The organism is Cellulosimicrobium sp. NPDC030954 (genome assembly GCF_055571305.1).
The window spans coordinates 275,380-291,067 of sequence record NZ_JBVIFN010000004.1; the positions used below are offsets into that span (position 1 = coordinate 275,380).

The 15,688-nt window shown below is 75.1% G+C and carries 16 protein-coding genes; 3 read left to right on the plus strand and 13 right to left on the minus strand.

Annotated features, from left to right (window positions below):
- The first annotated feature begins 4 nt into the window (after positions 1-4).
- A complete protein-coding gene (gene yczE, locus ACZ402_RS11095; protein WP_375823726.1) occupies positions 5-637 on the plus strand; it encodes a membrane protein YczE in 633 nt (210 codons plus the stop codon).
- Positions 634-1,197 carry an NADPH-dependent FMN reductase gene (locus ACZ402_RS11100; protein ID WP_375823727.1) on the plus strand — a complete coding sequence of 188 codons (564 nt, stop codon included), beginning with the start codon at positions 634-636 and terminating at the stop codon, positions 1,195-1,197. Before yczE ends, ACZ402_RS11100 begins: the two co-directional genes overlap by 4 nt.
- Here ACZ402_RS11100 and ACZ402_RS11105 read toward each other — a convergent pair.
- The 13 genes from ACZ402_RS11105 to ACZ402_RS11165 form a co-directional block, all read right to left on the minus strand.
- Positions 1,181-2,284, minus strand: a complete 1,104-nt coding sequence (locus tag ACZ402_RS11105) for a hypothetical protein (protein WP_375823728.1) — start codon at positions 2,282-2,284, stop codon at positions 1,181-1,183. The genes ACZ402_RS11100 and ACZ402_RS11105 overlap by 17 nt on opposite strands.
- Positions 2,281-3,834 carry a ribosome biogenesis GTPase Der gene (gene der / locus ACZ402_RS11110; RefSeq protein ID WP_375823729.1) on the minus strand — a complete coding sequence of 518 codons (1,554 nt, stop codon included), beginning with the start codon at positions 3,832-3,834 and terminating at the stop codon, positions 2,281-2,283. The genes ACZ402_RS11105 and der overlap by 4 nt, the downstream gene beginning before the upstream one ends.
- A gap of 82 nt (positions 3,835-3,916) precedes the next feature.
- Positions 3,917-4,297, minus strand: a complete 381-nt coding sequence (locus ACZ402_RS11115) for an iron chaperone (RefSeq protein ID WP_375823730.1) — start codon at positions 4,295-4,297, stop codon at positions 3,917-3,919.
- Positions 4,298-4,375: 78 nt separating this feature from the next.
- Positions 4,376-5,314 (minus strand): EamA family transporter, encoded by a 939-nt coding sequence (locus ACZ402_RS11120; RefSeq protein ID WP_375823731.1) that lies wholly within the window; start codon positions 5,312-5,314, stop codon positions 4,376-4,378.
- Positions 5,311-5,988, minus strand: coding sequence for a lysophospholipid acyltransferase family protein (locus tag ACZ402_RS11125; protein WP_375823732.1), 678 nt, complete (start codon positions 5,986-5,988; stop codon positions 5,311-5,313). Before ACZ402_RS11125 ends, ACZ402_RS11120 begins: the two co-directional genes overlap by 4 nt.
- A 23-nt stretch (positions 5,989-6,011) precedes the next feature.
- Entirely contained in the window at positions 6,012-6,776 is a 765-nt protein-coding gene (cmk, locus tag ACZ402_RS11130) for a (d)CMP kinase (protein ID WP_375823733.1), read from the minus strand.
- A complete protein-coding gene (aroH, locus tag ACZ402_RS11135; protein ID WP_375823734.1) occupies positions 6,773-7,135 on the minus strand; it encodes a chorismate mutase in 363 nt (120 codons plus the stop codon). Before aroH ends, cmk begins: the two co-directional genes overlap by 4 nt.
- 73 nt (positions 7,136-7,208) lie before the next feature.
- Entirely contained in the window at positions 7,209-8,330 is a 1,122-nt protein-coding gene (locus ACZ402_RS11140; protein ID WP_375823735.1) for a pseudouridine synthase, read from the minus strand.
- Positions 8,327-9,103 carry an SMC-Scp complex subunit ScpB gene (gene scpB / locus ACZ402_RS11145; protein WP_375823736.1) on the minus strand — a complete coding sequence of 259 codons (777 nt, stop codon included), beginning with the start codon at positions 9,101-9,103 and terminating at the stop codon, positions 8,327-8,329. The genes ACZ402_RS11140 and scpB overlap by 4 nt, the downstream gene beginning before the upstream one ends.
- Positions 9,100-10,014, minus strand: a complete 915-nt coding sequence (locus ACZ402_RS11150; protein WP_375823737.1) for a segregation and condensation protein A — start codon at positions 10,012-10,014, stop codon at positions 9,100-9,102. Before ACZ402_RS11150 ends, scpB begins: the two co-directional genes overlap by 4 nt.
- Positions 9,998-10,828, minus strand: coding sequence for a ParA family protein (locus ACZ402_RS11155; protein ID WP_375823815.1), 831 nt, complete (start codon positions 10,826-10,828; stop codon positions 9,998-10,000). Before ACZ402_RS11155 ends, ACZ402_RS11150 begins: the two co-directional genes overlap by 17 nt.
- 279 nt (positions 10,829-11,107) lie before the next feature.
- A complete protein-coding gene (gene xerD / locus ACZ402_RS11160) occupies positions 11,108-12,061 on the minus strand; it encodes a site-specific tyrosine recombinase XerD (RefSeq protein WP_375823738.1) in 954 nt (317 codons plus the stop codon).
- 30 nt (positions 12,062-12,091) lie between these two features.
- Positions 12,092-13,120: a heme o synthase gene (locus tag ACZ402_RS11165; protein ID WP_375823739.1), complete on the minus strand. Its 1,029-nt coding sequence runs from the start codon at positions 13,118-13,120 to the stop codon at positions 12,092-12,094.
- Positions 13,121-13,474: 354 nt separating this feature from the next.
- Here ACZ402_RS11165 and tkt point away from each other — a divergent pair, with 354 nt between their 5' ends.
- Entirely contained in the window at positions 13,475-15,637 is a 2,163-nt protein-coding gene (gene tkt, locus ACZ402_RS11170) for a transketolase (RefSeq protein ID WP_375823740.1), read from the plus strand.
- The last annotated feature ends 51 nt before the right edge of the window (positions 15,638-15,688 follow it).

Genomic DNA, 15,688 nt, shown 5'->3' on the forward strand with positions numbered 1-15,688 from the left:
TGACATGTCAACGACACGTCGCCTCGTCCAGCTGCTCCTCGGGCTCGCCCTCTTCGGCGCGAGCATCGCGCTGCTCGTGCGTGCCGAGCTCGGGCTGTTCCCGTGGGACGTCCTGCACCAGGGCGTCGCCCGCGCCACCGGCCTGCCGCTGGGCGTCGTCGTGATCCTGGCGAGCGTCGTCGTGCTCGCGCTCTGGATCCCGCTGCGTCAGCGCCCGGGCCTCGGGACCGTCGCGAACGTCGTGCTCGTCGGCGTGTTCGTCGACCTCACCCTCGCCGTCCTCCCGACGGTCGAGCCGCTCCCCTGGCGCATCGTGATGCTCGTCGCGGGCGTCGTCATCAACGCCGCAGCCACCGGCCTCTACATCGGCGCCGGGTACGGACCCGGCCCCCGTGACGGCCTCATGACTGGCCTCGCCGCCCGCGGCTGGTCGTTGCGCTGGTCCCGCCTCGGGATCGAGCTCGGTGTCCTGGCCGTCGGCTTCGCGCTCGGCGGCACGGTCGGTGTCGGCACCGTCGTCTACGCGCTCACCGTCGGGCCGCTGGTCCAGCCCTTCCTCACCGTGTTCACCGTCCGAGCGCCGCGACCCGCGGACCGCGCCGGCTCCCTCCCCACCCCCTCAGGAGACCCCTCGTGAAGCTGCTCGTCGTCGTCGCCAGCACCCGCCCCACCCGCGTCGCCCCCGCCGTCGCCGACTGGTTCCTCGCCCAGGTGCCCGTCGACCCGGACCTCGAGATCGACGTCGCCGACCTCGCCGAGATCGCCCTGCCGTTCCTCGACGAGCCCGTCGACGCGCACTCCGGCGGCTACGTGCACGCGCACACGCTCGCGTGGAGCGCGCGCGTGGACGCGGCGGACGCCGTCGTCCTCGTCATGCCGGAGTACAACCGCGGGTACACCGCCCCGCTGAAGAACGCGTTGGACTACCTCGCGGACGAGTGGCGCGACAAGCCCGTCGGGTTCGTGTCGTACGGGATGTCGTCGGGCGGCATGCGCGCGGTCGAGGCGATCACGCCTGTCGTCGTCGCGCTCGGCATGGTCCCCGTCGCGAACGCCGTCACGATCCACCTGCGCCGCTGGCTCGACGACGACGGTCGCCTCCAGGACGACGGCACGCTCGCACGGGCCGCCGCGCGGACGCTCGACGAGGTCCGCCGGCTCGCCGCCCTCCTGCGACCGGTCACCGTGGCCGGCTGACGCGCGCTCCCTGGTCCGACCCGTGCCGCGGTGTCCGGCGGCGCTCGTCGTCCCCGCCGAGGGCGGCGCCGAGCGCGGCGAGCACGAGCAGGTCCACCGCCAGCCCGGCGACGCCGACCCACTGGAGCGCCCGGAACACGAGGAGCTGGGTGAGGAGCAGGGAGACGAGCACGCCACGCCGGACCCAGACGGCGCCCGCGCGCCGGGCGTCGGACCGGCCGCTCCGCGCCGCCACCACGCCCGTGACGACGCACGCGATCGTCCCCGCCACCCCGACGACGATCCCGCCGCCGACCCACGCAGGCACGTCGATGTCTCCGGTGAGCACGCGGAGGCCCGCGAGCAGCGACCCGACCGCGGTCCCCACCACGAGGACCACGACCACGACCGCCGCCCAGCGCCGCTCCAGCGCCGCGGCGAACCAGGACGACGCGCGGCGCACGAGCGCGCGGACCGGGTCGGGGAGGTCGACGTCGTCGCGCGGCACGGCCTCGACCAGCGCCGCGACCTCGTCCGCCCCGGGCTCGCCCCGGCCGAGCGCGACGAGCGCCCGGGCCTCGCCGCGGGCGTCGTCGGTGAACCCGCCCGCGACGCCGGCGACCGCGCGGTCCGTCGCGACCGCGAGGTACTCCGCCGGGTGGTGGCGGCGCCGACCGTGCAGCGCCTCGACCACGAGCACGAGGACCACGACGGTCGCGTAGATGAGCGCCGCGGTCGGCTGGTAGAAGTAGTCGTTGTCGGCCGTGACGAACTTGCCGATCTCGTCGACGAACAGCCCGAACCCCACGCCGCCGAGCACCGCCCCGAGCGACCGCAGCGCGGGGCCGACGAACGACAGCAGCACGACGACCGCGAGCGCCATGCCGAGCCCGCCCCACAGCACGTGCGCGACGTGCAGGTCTCCCCCGCCGACCTGCGGGTACCCGGAGACGGCGAGCAGGAAGCGCGTGACGAGCACCGTGGCGACCGTCACGACGAGGAACGTCACGAGGTGGCGGGTCGCGGCGGTGTCGCGCGCGACGCCCAGGCGCAGCGCACGTCCCCGCCGGGTGACCCCCGCGGGGACGTGTGCCGCGCCGTCGCTCACCGCTTACGCTTCTCCCGCACGCGCACGCTGATCTCGATGGGCGTGCCCTCGAACCCGAACGTCTCGCGCAGGCGGCGCTCGACGAACCGCCGGTACCCGGCCTCGAGGAACCCCGTCGCGAAGATGACGAACCGCGGCGGGCGCGTGGACGCCTGGGTCGCGAAGAGGATGCGAGGCTGCTTGCCGCCGCGCAGCGGGTGCGGGTGGGCGGCGACGAGCTCGCCGAGGAACGCGTTGAGGCGCCCGGTCGGGATGCGCGTGTCCCACGAGTCGAGCGAGCGCTGGATCGCGGGGACGAGCCGGTCGGTGTGCCAGCCGGTCCGCGCGGAGACGTTGACGCGCGGCGCCCACGTGACCTGCACCAGGTCCTTCTCGATCTCGCGCTCGAGGAACGGGCGACGGTCCTCGTCCATGAGGTCCCACTTGTTGTAGGCGATGACCAGGGCACGCCCGGCGTCGACGACCTGCGAGATGACGCGCGTGTCCTGCTCGGTGAGCGGGACGGACGCGTCCACGAGCACGACCGCGAGCTCCGCCTTCTCGATCGCGGCCTGCGTGCGCAGCGACGCGTAGAAGTCCGCGCCCTTCGTCTGGTGCACGCGGCGGCGGATGCCCGCGGTGTCGACGAGGACGTACGGGACGTCCTTGATCGTCACGAGCTCGTCGACCGGGTCGCGGGTCGTGCCCGCGGTCTCGTCGACGACGACGCGGTCGGCGCCCGCGATCTTGTTGAGCAGCGACGACTTGCCGACGTTCGGCCGTCCGACGAGCGCGACGCGCCGCGGGCCGGTCGGGCGCACCTCGCCGTGGGCGGACTCGGTCGGCAGGGCCGCCATGGCGGCGTCGAGCAGGTCCCCGGTCCCGCGCCCGTGGAGCGCGGACACGGGGTAGGGCTCGCCGAGGCCGAGGCTCCAGAGGTAGGCCGCGTCCGCCTCGCCCGACTGCCCGTCGACCTTGTTGGCGCACAGCACGACCGGCTTGCCGGACTCACGCAGCAGCCGGACCACGCGCTCGTCCGTCGCGGTGGCGCCGACGGTCGCGTCGACGACGAACAGCACGGCGTCGGCGAGCGAGATCGCGACCTCGGCCTGCTCGGCGACCTTCGACTCGATGCCCGCGACGTCGACCTCCCAGCCGCCGGTGTCCACGAGGGTGAAGCGCCGACCCGCCCACTCGGCGGGGTAGCTGACGCGGTCGCGCGTGACGCCGGGCTTGTCCTCGACGACGGCCTCGCGGCGCCCGATGATGCGGTTCACGAGCGTCGACTTGCCGACGTTGGGGCGGCCGACCACGGCGAGCACGGGCAGGGGCGCCTCGGGCTCGTAGCCCTCGATCACCTCGCCGTCGGCGTCGAGGAGGACGAGGTCGGTGTCCTCGAGCTCGTAGTCCTCGAGGCCGGCGCGCAGCGCTCGCTCGCGCGCCGCGTCGTCCGCCGAGTCCGCGAGGTCCGCGAGGTCCGCGAGGTCCGCGGGCGCCAGAGGCTCCTCGGCCTGCCCGGCGGCGTCGATCTGTCCGGGCGTGCCGGGCTGGGCGGGGTCGGGTGTGGTCATGGGGTCCATTCTCCCAGGCCGCGGGCCAGGCTCCGAACCCGGCCCGTCGGCGCGCCCTCGCGGGTCTCTGCGGCCGGCTGGATCAGCCTGCTCCGCCGTCGCGCGCCGTCGCCCGGGCCGCGAGCCGGAGGACGACGGCGCGCACGACGTCGTCGGGCACGGGCTCGGCGAGCGAGAACCGCAGGGTCCCCTTGCCGTCCTGGTAGCGCGCGATGCGGCGCGCCAGCTCGTCGTCGGTCTCGGGCACGGGGTACAGCGAGACGTGGTGCGCCCAGCCCGCGAGGTAGACGACGTAGCGGTCGTCCAGCGTGAACGTCGGGATGCCGTAGCTGATGCGCTCGCCGAGGCCGGGCACGGTCTCGTGGACGACGGCGCGCAGGTGGGCGACGACGTCCCGCGCCGGGGGTGCCAGCGTCGCGAGGTACTCGTCGACCGTCGTGGGCTTGCCCGGAGCGTCGGTCATCGGCTCTCCCCCTCCGCACGGCTGGCTGGCGTCCAGGACCCCACGACGGCACGGCCCCACGGCCGGCTACGCGCGAACCTACCGCGCGGCGGGCGACCCCGCGAGGCGCACGAGCACCACGCCGGCGACGACGAGGACGCCCCCGGCCGCCTGCACGAGGCTCGGCACCTCGCCGAGGAGCAGCCACGCGATGACGACGGCGAACAGCACCTCGGACAGCCCGACGAACGACGCGAGGCGCTCGCCCATGCGCACGGTCGCGGCCACGCCGGAGACGTAGGCGAACGCCGTCGCCACGAGGACCACGACGGCGAGCGGCACGTACCAGGGCGCGGACGCCCCGAGGAGCGCGACGTCGACGAACGGCGCGGCGAAGGGCAGCACGCCGACGAGGCCGGCAGCGCCGAGCGCGAGCGCCCCGACGCCCAGCCCCGACGCGGCGAGCGCGACGGCCGGCAGCCGGGTGGGGCGCGCGGACAGGACGAAGTAGGCGCCGAGGCCCACGGCCGCGCCGAGGGCGAAGAGGACCCCGACGAGGTCGGGGCGCGCGCCCGCGGGGTCGACGACGAGCACCAGCCCGGCGACGGCGACGACGCAGCCCGCGAGCGTGAGACGCGGCGGGACGTGCCGCGTGCGCAGCCACGCGAGGCCCACGAGCAGCACGGGCGCGAGGTACTCGACGAGCAGCGCGATGCCGACCGGCATGCGCGCGACGGCCGCGAAGTAGCAGAGCTGCGTCCCGGCGACCGCGACGAGGCCGAACCCGAGGACGAGGCGCCACTCCTCGCGCAGGAGGCGGTGGCTGCCGCGCAGGGCGAACGCCGCGACCGGGGCGAGGACGAGCGCCGAGCACAGCGCCCGCGCGAAGACGGCGGCGCCCGGCGACCACCCCGCCTCGAGCAGCGGCTTGACGAACGGTCCGCTCGCGCCGAACGCGAGCGCGGACGCGAGGCCGACGAGGACGCCCGTGCCCGGACGGTCGCCCACCACGTGCGCCACCGGGCGGGCGATGCTCACGGCGCCGCCCGCCGCTCCCGGTTCGGGTCGTCCGTGGGCAGGGCCAGGCCCGTCGTGGCGACGGTGTCCGCGACGAGCTCCGCGAGGGCGGTGCGGATCCGCTCGTTCGCCTCCTCGAGCGCCTGCTTGCCGCTCACCCCGGGCGCCCGCTCCACGGCGAACGGCGCGCCGAACCGGACGACCAGCCGGCGACGCAGGCCAGGGAGCCGGTTGACGCCCTCGCCCGTGCGACGCGTGCCGAGCACGGCGACGGGGACGACGCGCGCACCCCCGTTGAGCGCGAGCCACGCGACCCCGGCACGGGCGGAGGTCGCGTCGCCGCGACCGCGGTTGCCCTCCGGGAAGACGCCGACGGCCCCGCCCCGGCGCAGCACGCCCAGCCCGGTCGCCAGCGCGCGCCGGCCGCCGCTGCGGTCGACGGGGATCTGGCCGGCGGCCCGCAGGACCCACCCGACGGGACCGACGAACATCTCCTCCTTGACGAGGACGTGCAGCGGGCGCGGGGCGACCCCCAGCACGATCGGCCCGTCCACCACGCCCGTGTGGTTCGCGGCGAGCACGACGGGGCCGTCGACCGGCACGTTCTCGGCGCCGAGGACCCGGGTCGACCAGACTACGCGCGCGAGGAACCGACCGACCCAGCGCGACCAGGCCGGTCCCGCGGGCGAGGGCACCCGCACCTCCGGCGAGCCCGCGCTCACGAGCCCTGGCGCGGGCCGACCACCCGCCCGGTGACCTGCTCGACGACGGCGAGCACGGCGTCGATCGTCTGCTCCAGGTCGAGCTCGGACGAGTCGACCGTCACGACCCCGTCGGCCGCGACCTGGAACTGCGAGACGGTCGCGTCGTCCCGGTCCCGGCGCAGCACCTGGTCCTTGGTCGCCTCGACCGCGGCGGCGTCCGCCGTCCCGTGCACGTCGAGGGAGCGGCGCGCCAGGCGCGCCTCCTCGCTCGCGGTGAGCAGGACGCGCGCGTCCGCGTCGGGCGCGACGACCGTCGTGATGTCCCGGCCCTCGGCCACGACCCCGCGCCCCCCGGCGAACCCGGACGGCGTGCGCTCGGCCTCGATCACCGCGCGCTGCAGGCGCCGCAGCTCCGCGCGGACGTCGAGGTTGGTCGCCACCGCGCTCACGGCCGTCGAGATCTCCGTGGAACGGATCGCCTCGCCGACGTCGGTCCCGTCCACGTGCACCGTCGGCCCGGACGGGTCCAGCCCCATGACCAGCGGCATGACGCGCACCGCGTGCGCGACCGCCGCCTGGTCGGCGAGGTCCTCGCCCCGGTGCAGGCACCACCAGGTCGCGGCGCGGTACATCGCGCCCGTGTCGAGGTACGCGAGCCCGAGCCGGCGCGCGACGCCCTTGGACACGCTCGACTTGCCGGACCCCGAGGGACCGTCGACCGCGATCGTCAGCGCGGCACCCCCGGTGCTCCCGGTGCCCGAGGCGCCCCCCGCGCTCACTGGGCCAGGTCCTTGCGCAGCGACGTGGCGCCGTGCAGGTACACGTGCTGGACGGCCGACCGCTCGACGTCCAGGTCGGCGTGCGCCATGAGACGCACGACGCGCGGCAGCGCGCCGGGCACCGCGATCTCCGTCGCGCACATGAGCGGCACGTCGCCGAGCCCCATCTCGCGCGCCGCGGCGGCCGGGAAGTCGGCCACCAGGTCGGGCGTGCACGTGAAGAGGACGGAGATGAGCGCGTCGGTGTCGACGGCGTTCGCGTCGAGCACCTCCTGGACGAGCTCGCGCGTGCGCTCGAAGAGGTGCTCGCGCTCGTCGACGTCGAGCTGGGTCGCGCCCCGGATCGCCCGGACCGGCATGGGTGGTGCTCCTTCTCGCGGGACGGCCCGCCTCACGGCGGTCCGTCGGGTGGTGGTACGGATGCGTCAGGCTCTAGAGCCCGACCCCCGCCATGAGGCTGCCGAGCTCCGTGCGGCCGAGGACGCGCGTCGTCCCGGGGCGCAGGTTGCCGAGCGCGACGGGTCCGATGCGCGTGCGCACGAGGCGCGTCACGGGGAAGCCGACCTCCTCGAACATGCGCCGCACGACGCGGTTGCGCCCCGAGTGCAGCACGACCTCGATCATCGTCTGGTCCGCGACCTGGTCGACGACGCGGTACGCGTCCGCGCGCACGACGCCGTCCTCGAGCTCGATGCCGTGCAGGAACTTGTTGGCGACGTTGCCCGGCACCTTGCCGCGCACCGTGACGAGGTACGTCTTGGCGACCTCGTGCGAGGGGTGGGCGAGGTGGTTCGCGAGCTCGCCGTCGTTCGTCAGCAGGAGCAGGCCCTCGCTGTCGGCGTCGAGGCGCCCGACGTGGAAGAGGCGCTCGGGGCGGTCCGCGACGAGATCGGCGATCGAGGGCCGACCCTCCGGGTCGTGCATCGTCGACACGACGCCGCGCGGCTTGTTGAGGGCGAGCGTCACGCGCGACGAGTCGAGCTGCAGCCGCATCCCGTCCACGTGCACGACGGCGCGCTCCGGGTCGATCCGCACCCCCAGCTCGGTCACGCGGACGCCGTCGACCTCGACGCGCCCCTGGGAGATGAGCTCCTCGCACGCGCGGCGCGAGCCGAGCCCGGCCGAGGCGAGCACCTTCTGCAGGCGCACGCCGTCCTCGACGTGCACGTCCCGCTGGGGCTCGCTGGGCTGCCCGCGCACGGGACGGCGCGGTCGGCCCGCCGCCTGACCGGCGCGGGGAGCCGCCGTGCCGCGACCCGAGCCAGGGCGACCCCGACCAGCAGCCGCGCCGCGGCCCGCGCCGGTCGTCCGACCGGCGCCCTGGCCACGACCGGTGCCCTGCTCCCGGCCGTCGCCCGCGCTGCGGCCCGCGGACGAGCCCTGCGCGGACGAGCCGCCGCGCCGGGGCGCGCCGCCCGTGCGTGCGCCGTCGCCGCCCCGCGGGCCGCCGCGACGCGCGTCGCCGTTCCCGCCGCGGCGTGCGTCGCCCGCCCCGTCGCGGGGCGTGCGCCCGCGCCCTCCGTCGCCGGAGCGGCGTCCGTCCTTCGAGCTCATGCGTGTCCTTCGTCCGTCGGTCCGTGCGTGACGTCGCGCGTCACGCCCGGTGTCGTGGCGGTCGGCGCCGGTGCGCCGTCCGCGTCGTCAGCCGCGACGCCGGGAGCGTCCGTCGGCGCCGCGACGCCCGTCGGCCGCGCGGGAGCGCGCAGGTCGGCGAGCCCGTCGAGGCCCTCGAGGTCGTCCATGTCCGGCAGGTGCGGCGCGAGCGGGGGCAGCTCGTCGAGCGACGTGAAGCCCATGCGCTCGAGGAAGTAGCCCGTGGTGCCGAACAGGCCGGCGCCGGTGTGCGGGTCCTGACCGACCTCGGCCACGAGCCCGCGCGCCACGAGAGTGCGCACCACGCCGTCCACGTTGACCCCTCGCACCGCCGACACCTGGCCGCGGCTGACCGGTTGACGGTACGCGATCACGGCCAGAGTCTCCAACGCCGCCTGCGTGAGCCGCGCCGTCTGCCCGCCCTGCACGAACCGGCCCACGACGTCGGCGTGCGCGGGCGCGGAGTACACGCGCCAGCCGCCGCCCGCCTCGCGCAGCTCGAACCCGCGCGGCCGGGCGCCGTCGTCGCCGCGGTACTCGGCGGCGAGCTCGTGCAGCGCGCTCAGCACCTCGTCGACGGGGACGGCGAGCGCCGCGGCGAGCTCGACGACCGGGATCGGCTCGTCCGCGACCATGAGCACCGCCTCCAGGGCGGCGGGCAGGCCGCCCGGGAGGTCGTGCACGGCGGGCGCGAGGACCTCCTCGAGGGCGGGGGCGCCGTCGGGCTGCGTCACGCGGGGACCTCCTGGTCGGTGGGGGCGGGGGCGTCGACCGGCTCGGGGTCGTCGCCCTCGTCGAACTCGCTGCCCACGTCGGCGAGGGCGGGCTCCGGAGCGTCGTCGTCGCCCGACCACCGCACGGTGAGCTCGCCGAGCGGCGTCACCTGGTCGAACGCGACGAGCGCCTGGCGGAACAGCTCGAGCAGCGCGAGGAACCGGGCGACGACCACGGCGGTCTCCCCCGCGTCCGCGACGAGGGCGCGGAACGTCGTCGTGCCGTGGCTGCGCACGCGCTCCACGACGATCCCCGCCTGCTCGCGCACGCTCACCGCGGGCGCGTGCAGGTGGTCGAGCGAGACGCCGGGCGGGGGCGCCTTGGGCGCGAGGGCACGGGCCGCGAGCGCGGCGAGCTGGTCGGGCCCCATGGTCCACACGAGCTCGGGCAGGAGCGCGGCGAGGTGCGGCTCGAGCTGCACGACGCGCGGGAAACGCCGACCCGCGCTCTCGAACCGCTCCGCGAGGACGCCCGAGACGTCCTTGTACGCGCGGTACTGCAGCAGCCGGGCGAACAGGAGGTCGCGCGCCTCGAGGAGGGCGAGGTCCTCGTCGTCCTCGACGCTGCCCGTGGGCAGCAGGCGCGCGGCCTTGAGGTCGAGCAGCGTCGCCGCCACGACGAGGAACTCGCTCGCGGTCCCGAGGTCCCACCCGGGGTGGTCCTCGCCCGCGGCGCGCGCGGCGGCGGCCGCACGCTCGGCGTCGCGGATGTAGGCGATGAAGTCGTCCGTCACGCGCGCGAGCGCGACCTCGGTGATGTCGAGCTTGTGCTTGGTGATGAGCGACAGCAGCAGGTCGAACGGGCCGCTGAAGTTGTCGAGGCGGACCTCGAACCCTCGACGCGCCGGCTCGGTCTCAGGCGGCGTCGCCACGGGCGACCAGCTCCCGGGCGAGCTGCCGGTACGCGACGGCGCCGGGGTGGGTCGGCGCGTAGACGGTGATGGGCTCGGCCGCGACGGACGCGTCGGGGAACTTCACCGTGCGCCCGATGACGGTCTGGAGCAGCTTGTCGCCGAACGCCTCGTGCACGCGCGCCACGACCTCGCGCGAGTGCAGCGTGCGCGAGTCGAACATCGTCGCGAGGATCCCGTCGATCTCGAGACGCGGGTTCAGGCGGTCGCGCACCTTCTCGATCGTCTCGACGAGCAGCGCCACGCCGCGCAGCGCGAAGAACTCGCACTCGAGCGGGATGAGGACGCCGTGCGCGGCGGTGAGCGCGTTGACCGTGAGCAGGCCGAGCGAGGGCTGGCAGTCCACGAGGATGACGTCGTAGTCGTCGACGACGGGCCGCAGCACGCGCGACAGGACGGACTCGCGCGCCACCTCGCCGACGAGCTGGACCTCGGCGGCCGACAGGTCGATGTTGGCGGGCAGGAGGTCGAGGTTCTCGACGTCCGTCGGGACGAGCACGTCGTGGATGTCCGCGCCCCGCTCCATGAGCAGGTTGTAGACCGTGCGGTCGAGCTCGTGCGGGTTGACGCCGAGCCCGACGGAGGCCGCCCCCTGCGGGTCGAAGTCGACGAGCAGGACCTTGCGGCCGTACTCGGCGAGCGTCGCACCGAGGTTGATGGTGGTCGTCGTCTTGCCGACGCCGCCCTTCTGGTTGCACATCGCGATGATGCGTCCGGGGCCGTGCGCCGCGAGCGGCGCGGGGACCGGGAACTCGGGCAGGGGGCGGCCGACCACGTCGGTGGGCGCCTCGGCGGCGTCGTGGCTCGCGCCGTTCGTGGCGTGGTCGACGGCGGGGGCGACGCCGCGCTCGGCGGAAGTCACGGGTGCGGCCGGACGGACGGCGTCGCCGTGCGAGCTCTGCGCGCCGCGCGTCTCGGGCTGGGTCTCGGCCTGGCTGCTCACGTCCGCCACGGTATCGCAGGACCTCGCCGCCGCTCGTGCGCACGCGCCCGCGCGCCGCGTTCCCGGCGTCCGGCCGTCGGACGGCCGCCGGACGACCGGCGAGCGGCCCGGTCAGCCCAGCGCGCGAGGGTGCGCGGCGGCGTACACCTCGCGCAGCGTGTCCGGCGTGACGAGCGTGTAGATCTGGGTCGTGGTCACCGACGCGTGCCCCAGGAGCTCCTGGACCACGCGCACGTCGGCGCCGCCCGCGAGCAGGTGCGTCGCGAACGAGTGCCGCAGCGTGTGCGGCGAGATCCGCTCCGGGTGGTCGATCCCCGCGCGCTCGGCGGCGGTGCGCAGCACGGCCCACGCGCTCTGCCGCGACAGGCGCGCGCCGCGCGTGTTGAGGAAGACGGCGGGCGTGCCGCGACCGTGCGCGGCCAGCCCCGCGCGCCCGCGCACCAGGTAGGCGTCCAGCGCGCGCCGCGCGAACGAGCCGACGGGCACCACGCGCTCCTTGCCGCCCTTGCCGAGCAGGCGGACGGCACCGGTCCCGAGGTCGAGGTCGTCGACGTCGAGGCTCACGGCCTCCGAGATGCGCGCGCCGGTCGAGTAGACGAGCTCGAGCAGCGCGCGGTCGCGCAGGGGCCCGGGGCCGTCGCCGACGCCGGAGGCCTCGAGGATGCGCGCGACCTCGTCGGTCGAGATCGCCTTGGGCAGCCGCCTGCCCTGGGCGGGCGGGCGCACGTCGGCGGACGCGTCGGCGTCGGCCAGGCCCTCCGCCGCGCAGAAGCGGTGCCAGCCCCGCACGGCGGCCACGGACCGCGCCGTGGAGGCGGGCGAGAGGCTCGCCCCGCCGTCGGCCCCGGTCCGCAGCGCGGTGACGTACGCCGCGACGTCGTCCGCCTCGACCTCGCGGACGGCGTGGTTGCCCCGGGAGGCGAGGAACGCGACGTAGCGCGCGAGGTCACGCCGGTAGGCGGCGACGGTGTTCGCGGACAGGCCGCGCTCGACGGCGAGGTGCGCGAGGTACTCGCGCGCGGCGCGGTCCAGCGCCTCGGGCACGTGCGCCTCGCCGGAGCCCATCGTCCTACCGTCCTCCCGGCACGGCCGGGCTCACAGCGGGAGGAAGACGTCGACCGCCACCGCGACGAAGAGCAGGGTGAGGTACGTGATCGAGGCGTGGAAGACCTTCATCTCCCCGACCTTGCCGCCCTTGCCGGCGGCCTTGTCCCGGGCGCGGCGCAGCATGGTCACGCACGAGGACAGGAACCAGACCCCGAGCACGGTGGCGACGACGCCGTAGACCCAGGTCATGCCGGCGAGCGGCCACAGCGCGAGCGACGAGGCGACCATCGCGACGCCGTAGACGATCATCTCGCGCGCGACCCTGCGGTCGTCCGCGACGACCGGGAGCATCGGCACGCCGGCGTTGGCGTAGTCGCGCTTGAACTTCATGGACAGCGGCCAGTAGTGCGGCGGCGTCCAGAAGAAGATGACGAGGAACAGCGCGAGCGCGGCCCAGCTGAGCGACCCGGTGACGGCCGACCAGCCGATGAGCACCGGCATGCAGCCCGCGATGCCGCCCCAGACGATGTTCTGCGGCGTGCGGCGCTTGAGGATCATCGTGTAGCCGACGACGTAGATCGCGATCGCCGCGAACGTCAGCCACGCCGAGACCACGTTGACCAGGAGCGCGAACCAGACGAGCGACACGACGCCGAGGACGGTCGCGAACACGAGCGCGGCCCGCGGCGTCACCTCGCCCGTGACGAGCGGGCGCCGCTTGGTGCGGTTCATGACCTCGTCGATGTCGCGGTCGAGGTAGCAGTTGTAGACGTTCGCCGAGGCGGCCGCGAGCGTGCCGCCCACGAGCGTCGCGAGGATGAGCCCGATGCCTGGCAGCCCGCCCTGGGCCAGGATCATCGTCGGGACCGTGGTCACGAGGAGGAGCTCGATGATGCGCGGCTTGGTCAGCGCGACGTAGGCGCCGAGGCGCTCGCGCAGGGCGAGGGTCGCGCGCGCGGCCTCGGCCGTCGGGGCGACGGAGGTCGCGGGGCTCGTCGGCGAGGACGGCTGCTGGGTCGACGCGGCACCAGACGGGCTTCCGGTCCCGTCGATCGGTGCCTGGCTCGTGGTGTGCACGCGCTTCGGTGTTCCGTTCTGAGGTGGGGGGCGAGCTGGGGACGGACCGCCGGTCGTCCTCGCTCATCGTACGTCCCCGCCTGTGCCGGGGCCGACCGGACGGGCCGGGCGATTGTGTGACATCCGACCGAAATCCAGCACGTGGGCACCGCCCGGGCACGAACGGCGTCCGCGTATAGGCTGGACCTGCAACCGTCCCGCGTCGGACCGCCCGTCAAGACCTGTGGCCCGCGGACGACGTGACCGGCACCGGGCCGCCCCGCCCCCTGAGGCGTGAGGTCGGGAAATGTTCAACGGTTGTTTCGAGTTGTCGCGAGGATCCGGGGCGCGCGCTCCGGACGGGAATGAGGTTCGGTGAACGCGTTGTCCCCTGCTCACACGCCCCTGGACTGGACGGACCTGGACGACCGGGCCGTCAAGACGATCAAGGCGCTCGCCGCCGACGCGGTGGAGAAGGTGGGCAACGGCCACCCCGGCACCGCGATCTCGCTGGCGCCGGCCGCCTACCTCCTGTTCCAGAAGGTCATGCGCCACGACCCGTCGGACGACCACTGGGTCGGCCGCGACCGGTTCGTGCTCTCGGCGGGCCACTCGTCGCTCACGATCTACCTCCAGCTCTTCCTCGCCGGGTACGGCCTGGAGATGGCGGACATCGAGGCCCTGCGCACGTGGGGCTCCAAGACCCCCGGCCACCCCGAGTACAAGCACACCCGGGGCGTCGAGATCACGACCGGCCCGCTCGGCCAGGGCCTCGCGTCCTCCGTCGGCATGGCCTTCGCGGCCCGCCGCGAGCGCGGTCTGCTGGACCCGTCGACCGCCCCGGGCGAGTCGCCGTTCGACCACCACGTCTACGTCATCGCGTCCGACGGCGACCTGCAGGAGGGCGTGACGAGCGAGGCGTCCTCGCTCGCCGGCCACCAGCAGCTCGGCAACCTCGTCGTCATCTGGGACGACAACAAGATCTCCATCGAGGACGACACGGACATCGCGTTCACCGAGGACGTCCTCGCGCGCTACGCGGCGTACGGCTGGCACACCCAGCGGGTCGACTGGACCAACGGCGGCACCGGCTACGCGGAGGACGTCGACGCGCTGCACGCCGCGATCGAGGCCGCCAAGGCGGAGACCGGCAAGCCGTCGATCATCGCGCTGCGCACGATCATCGGCTACCCGTCGCCGACCAAGCAGAACACCGGCGGCATCCACGGCTCGGCCATGGGCGCCGACGAGATCAAGGGCCTCAAGATCGAGCTCGGCCTCGACCCCGAGGCGAGCTTCGCGATCGACGACGAGGTGCTCGCGTACACGCGCGCCGTCGGCGAGCGCCAGGGCGACGCGCGCGCGGCCTGGGACACGGCCTTCGCGGCGTGGAAGACGGCGAACCCGTCGGGCGCCGAGCTGCTCGGCCGCCTCGAGAACCGCGAGCTCCCGGCCGGCTGGGAGGACGCGCTGCCGACGTTCGAGGCGGGCAAGGCCGTCGCGACGCGCTCCGCGTCGGGCAAGGTCCTCACCGCGCTCAAGGACGTGCTGCCCGAGCTGTGGGGCGGCTCGGCCGACCTCGCCGGCTCGAACAACACGACCATGGACGGCGAGCCGTCGTTCGTGCCCGTCGAGCACGCGACCAAGAAGTTCCCCGGCCACGAGTACGGGCGCACGCTGCACTTCGGCATCCGCGAGCACGCCATGGGCGCGATCCTCAACGGCATCGTCCTGCACGGCGGCACGCGCGCCTACGGCGGCACGTTCCTCCAGTTCAGCGACTACATGCGCCCCGCGGTGCGCCTCGCCGCGCTCATGGAGATCCCGACGACGTTCGTGTGGACGCACGACTCGATCGGCCTGGGCGAGGACGGCCCGACGCACCAGCCCGTCGAGCACCTCGCCGCGCTGCGCGCCATCCCGGGCCTCGACGTCGTCCGCCCGGCCGACGCGAACGAGACGTCGTGGGCCTGGCGCACGATCCTCGAGAACACCGAGCGCCCGGCGGGCATCATCCTCACGCGCCAGAACGTCCCGACGTTCCCGCGCGGCACCGAGGGCTACGCCGACGCCTCGGGCACCGCCCGCGGCGGCTACGTGCTGCTCGACACCGACGGCACGCCCGACGTCATCCTCATCGGCACCGGCTCCGAGGTGCAGCTCGCCGTCGAGGCGCGCGAGATCCTCGCGGGCGAGGGCGTGCAGGCGCGCGTCGTTTCCCTCCCGAGCCGCGAGTGGTTCGACGGTCAGGACGCCGCCTACCGCGAGTCGGTCCTGCCGGCCGCCGTCCGCGCGCGCGTGTCCGTCGAGGCGGGCGTGGCGCAGGGCTGGCGCGAGCTCGTCGGCGACGCCGGCCGCTCCGTGAGCCTCGAGCACTACGGCGCCTCGGCCGACTACCAGGTGCTGTACCGCGAGTTCGGCATCACGTCCGAGGCCGTCGCGACGGCGGCGCGCGAGTCGATCGCCGCGGCGCGCGGCGACGACGCCCCGGGCGCCGCGCCGACGCCGTCGGAGGGTGGCACTGGCGACCAGCGCTGACCCTTCGTAGATTCCGAGGTGGGGCCGTGCGCGGCCCCACCTCGGGCTGCC

Bases quoted from the DNA above. Each gene is read 5' to 3' on its own strand.
- ACZ402_RS11115 (WP_375823730.1), bottom strand. From the start codon at position 4,297: ATGACCGACGCTCCGGGCAAGCCCACGACGGTCGACGAGTACCTCGCG.
- yczE (WP_375823726.1), top strand. From the start codon at position 5: ATGTCAACGACACGTCGCCTCGTCCAGCTGCTCCTCGGGCTCGCCCTC.
- der (WP_375823729.1), bottom strand. From the start codon at position 3,834: ATGACCACACCCGACCCCGCCCAGCCCGGCACGCCCGGACAGATCGAC.
- aroH (WP_375823734.1), bottom strand. From the start codon at position 7,135: ATGCCGGTCCGGGCGATCCGGGGCGCGACCCAGCTCGACGTCGACGAG.
- xerD (WP_375823738.1), bottom strand. From the start codon at position 12,061: ATGGGCTCCGGCGAGGCGCACGTGCCCGAGGCGCTGGACCGCGCCGCG.
- ACZ402_RS11140 (WP_375823735.1), bottom strand. From the start codon at position 8,330: ATGAGCTCGAAGGACGGACGCCGCTCCGGCGACGGAGGGCGCGGGCGC.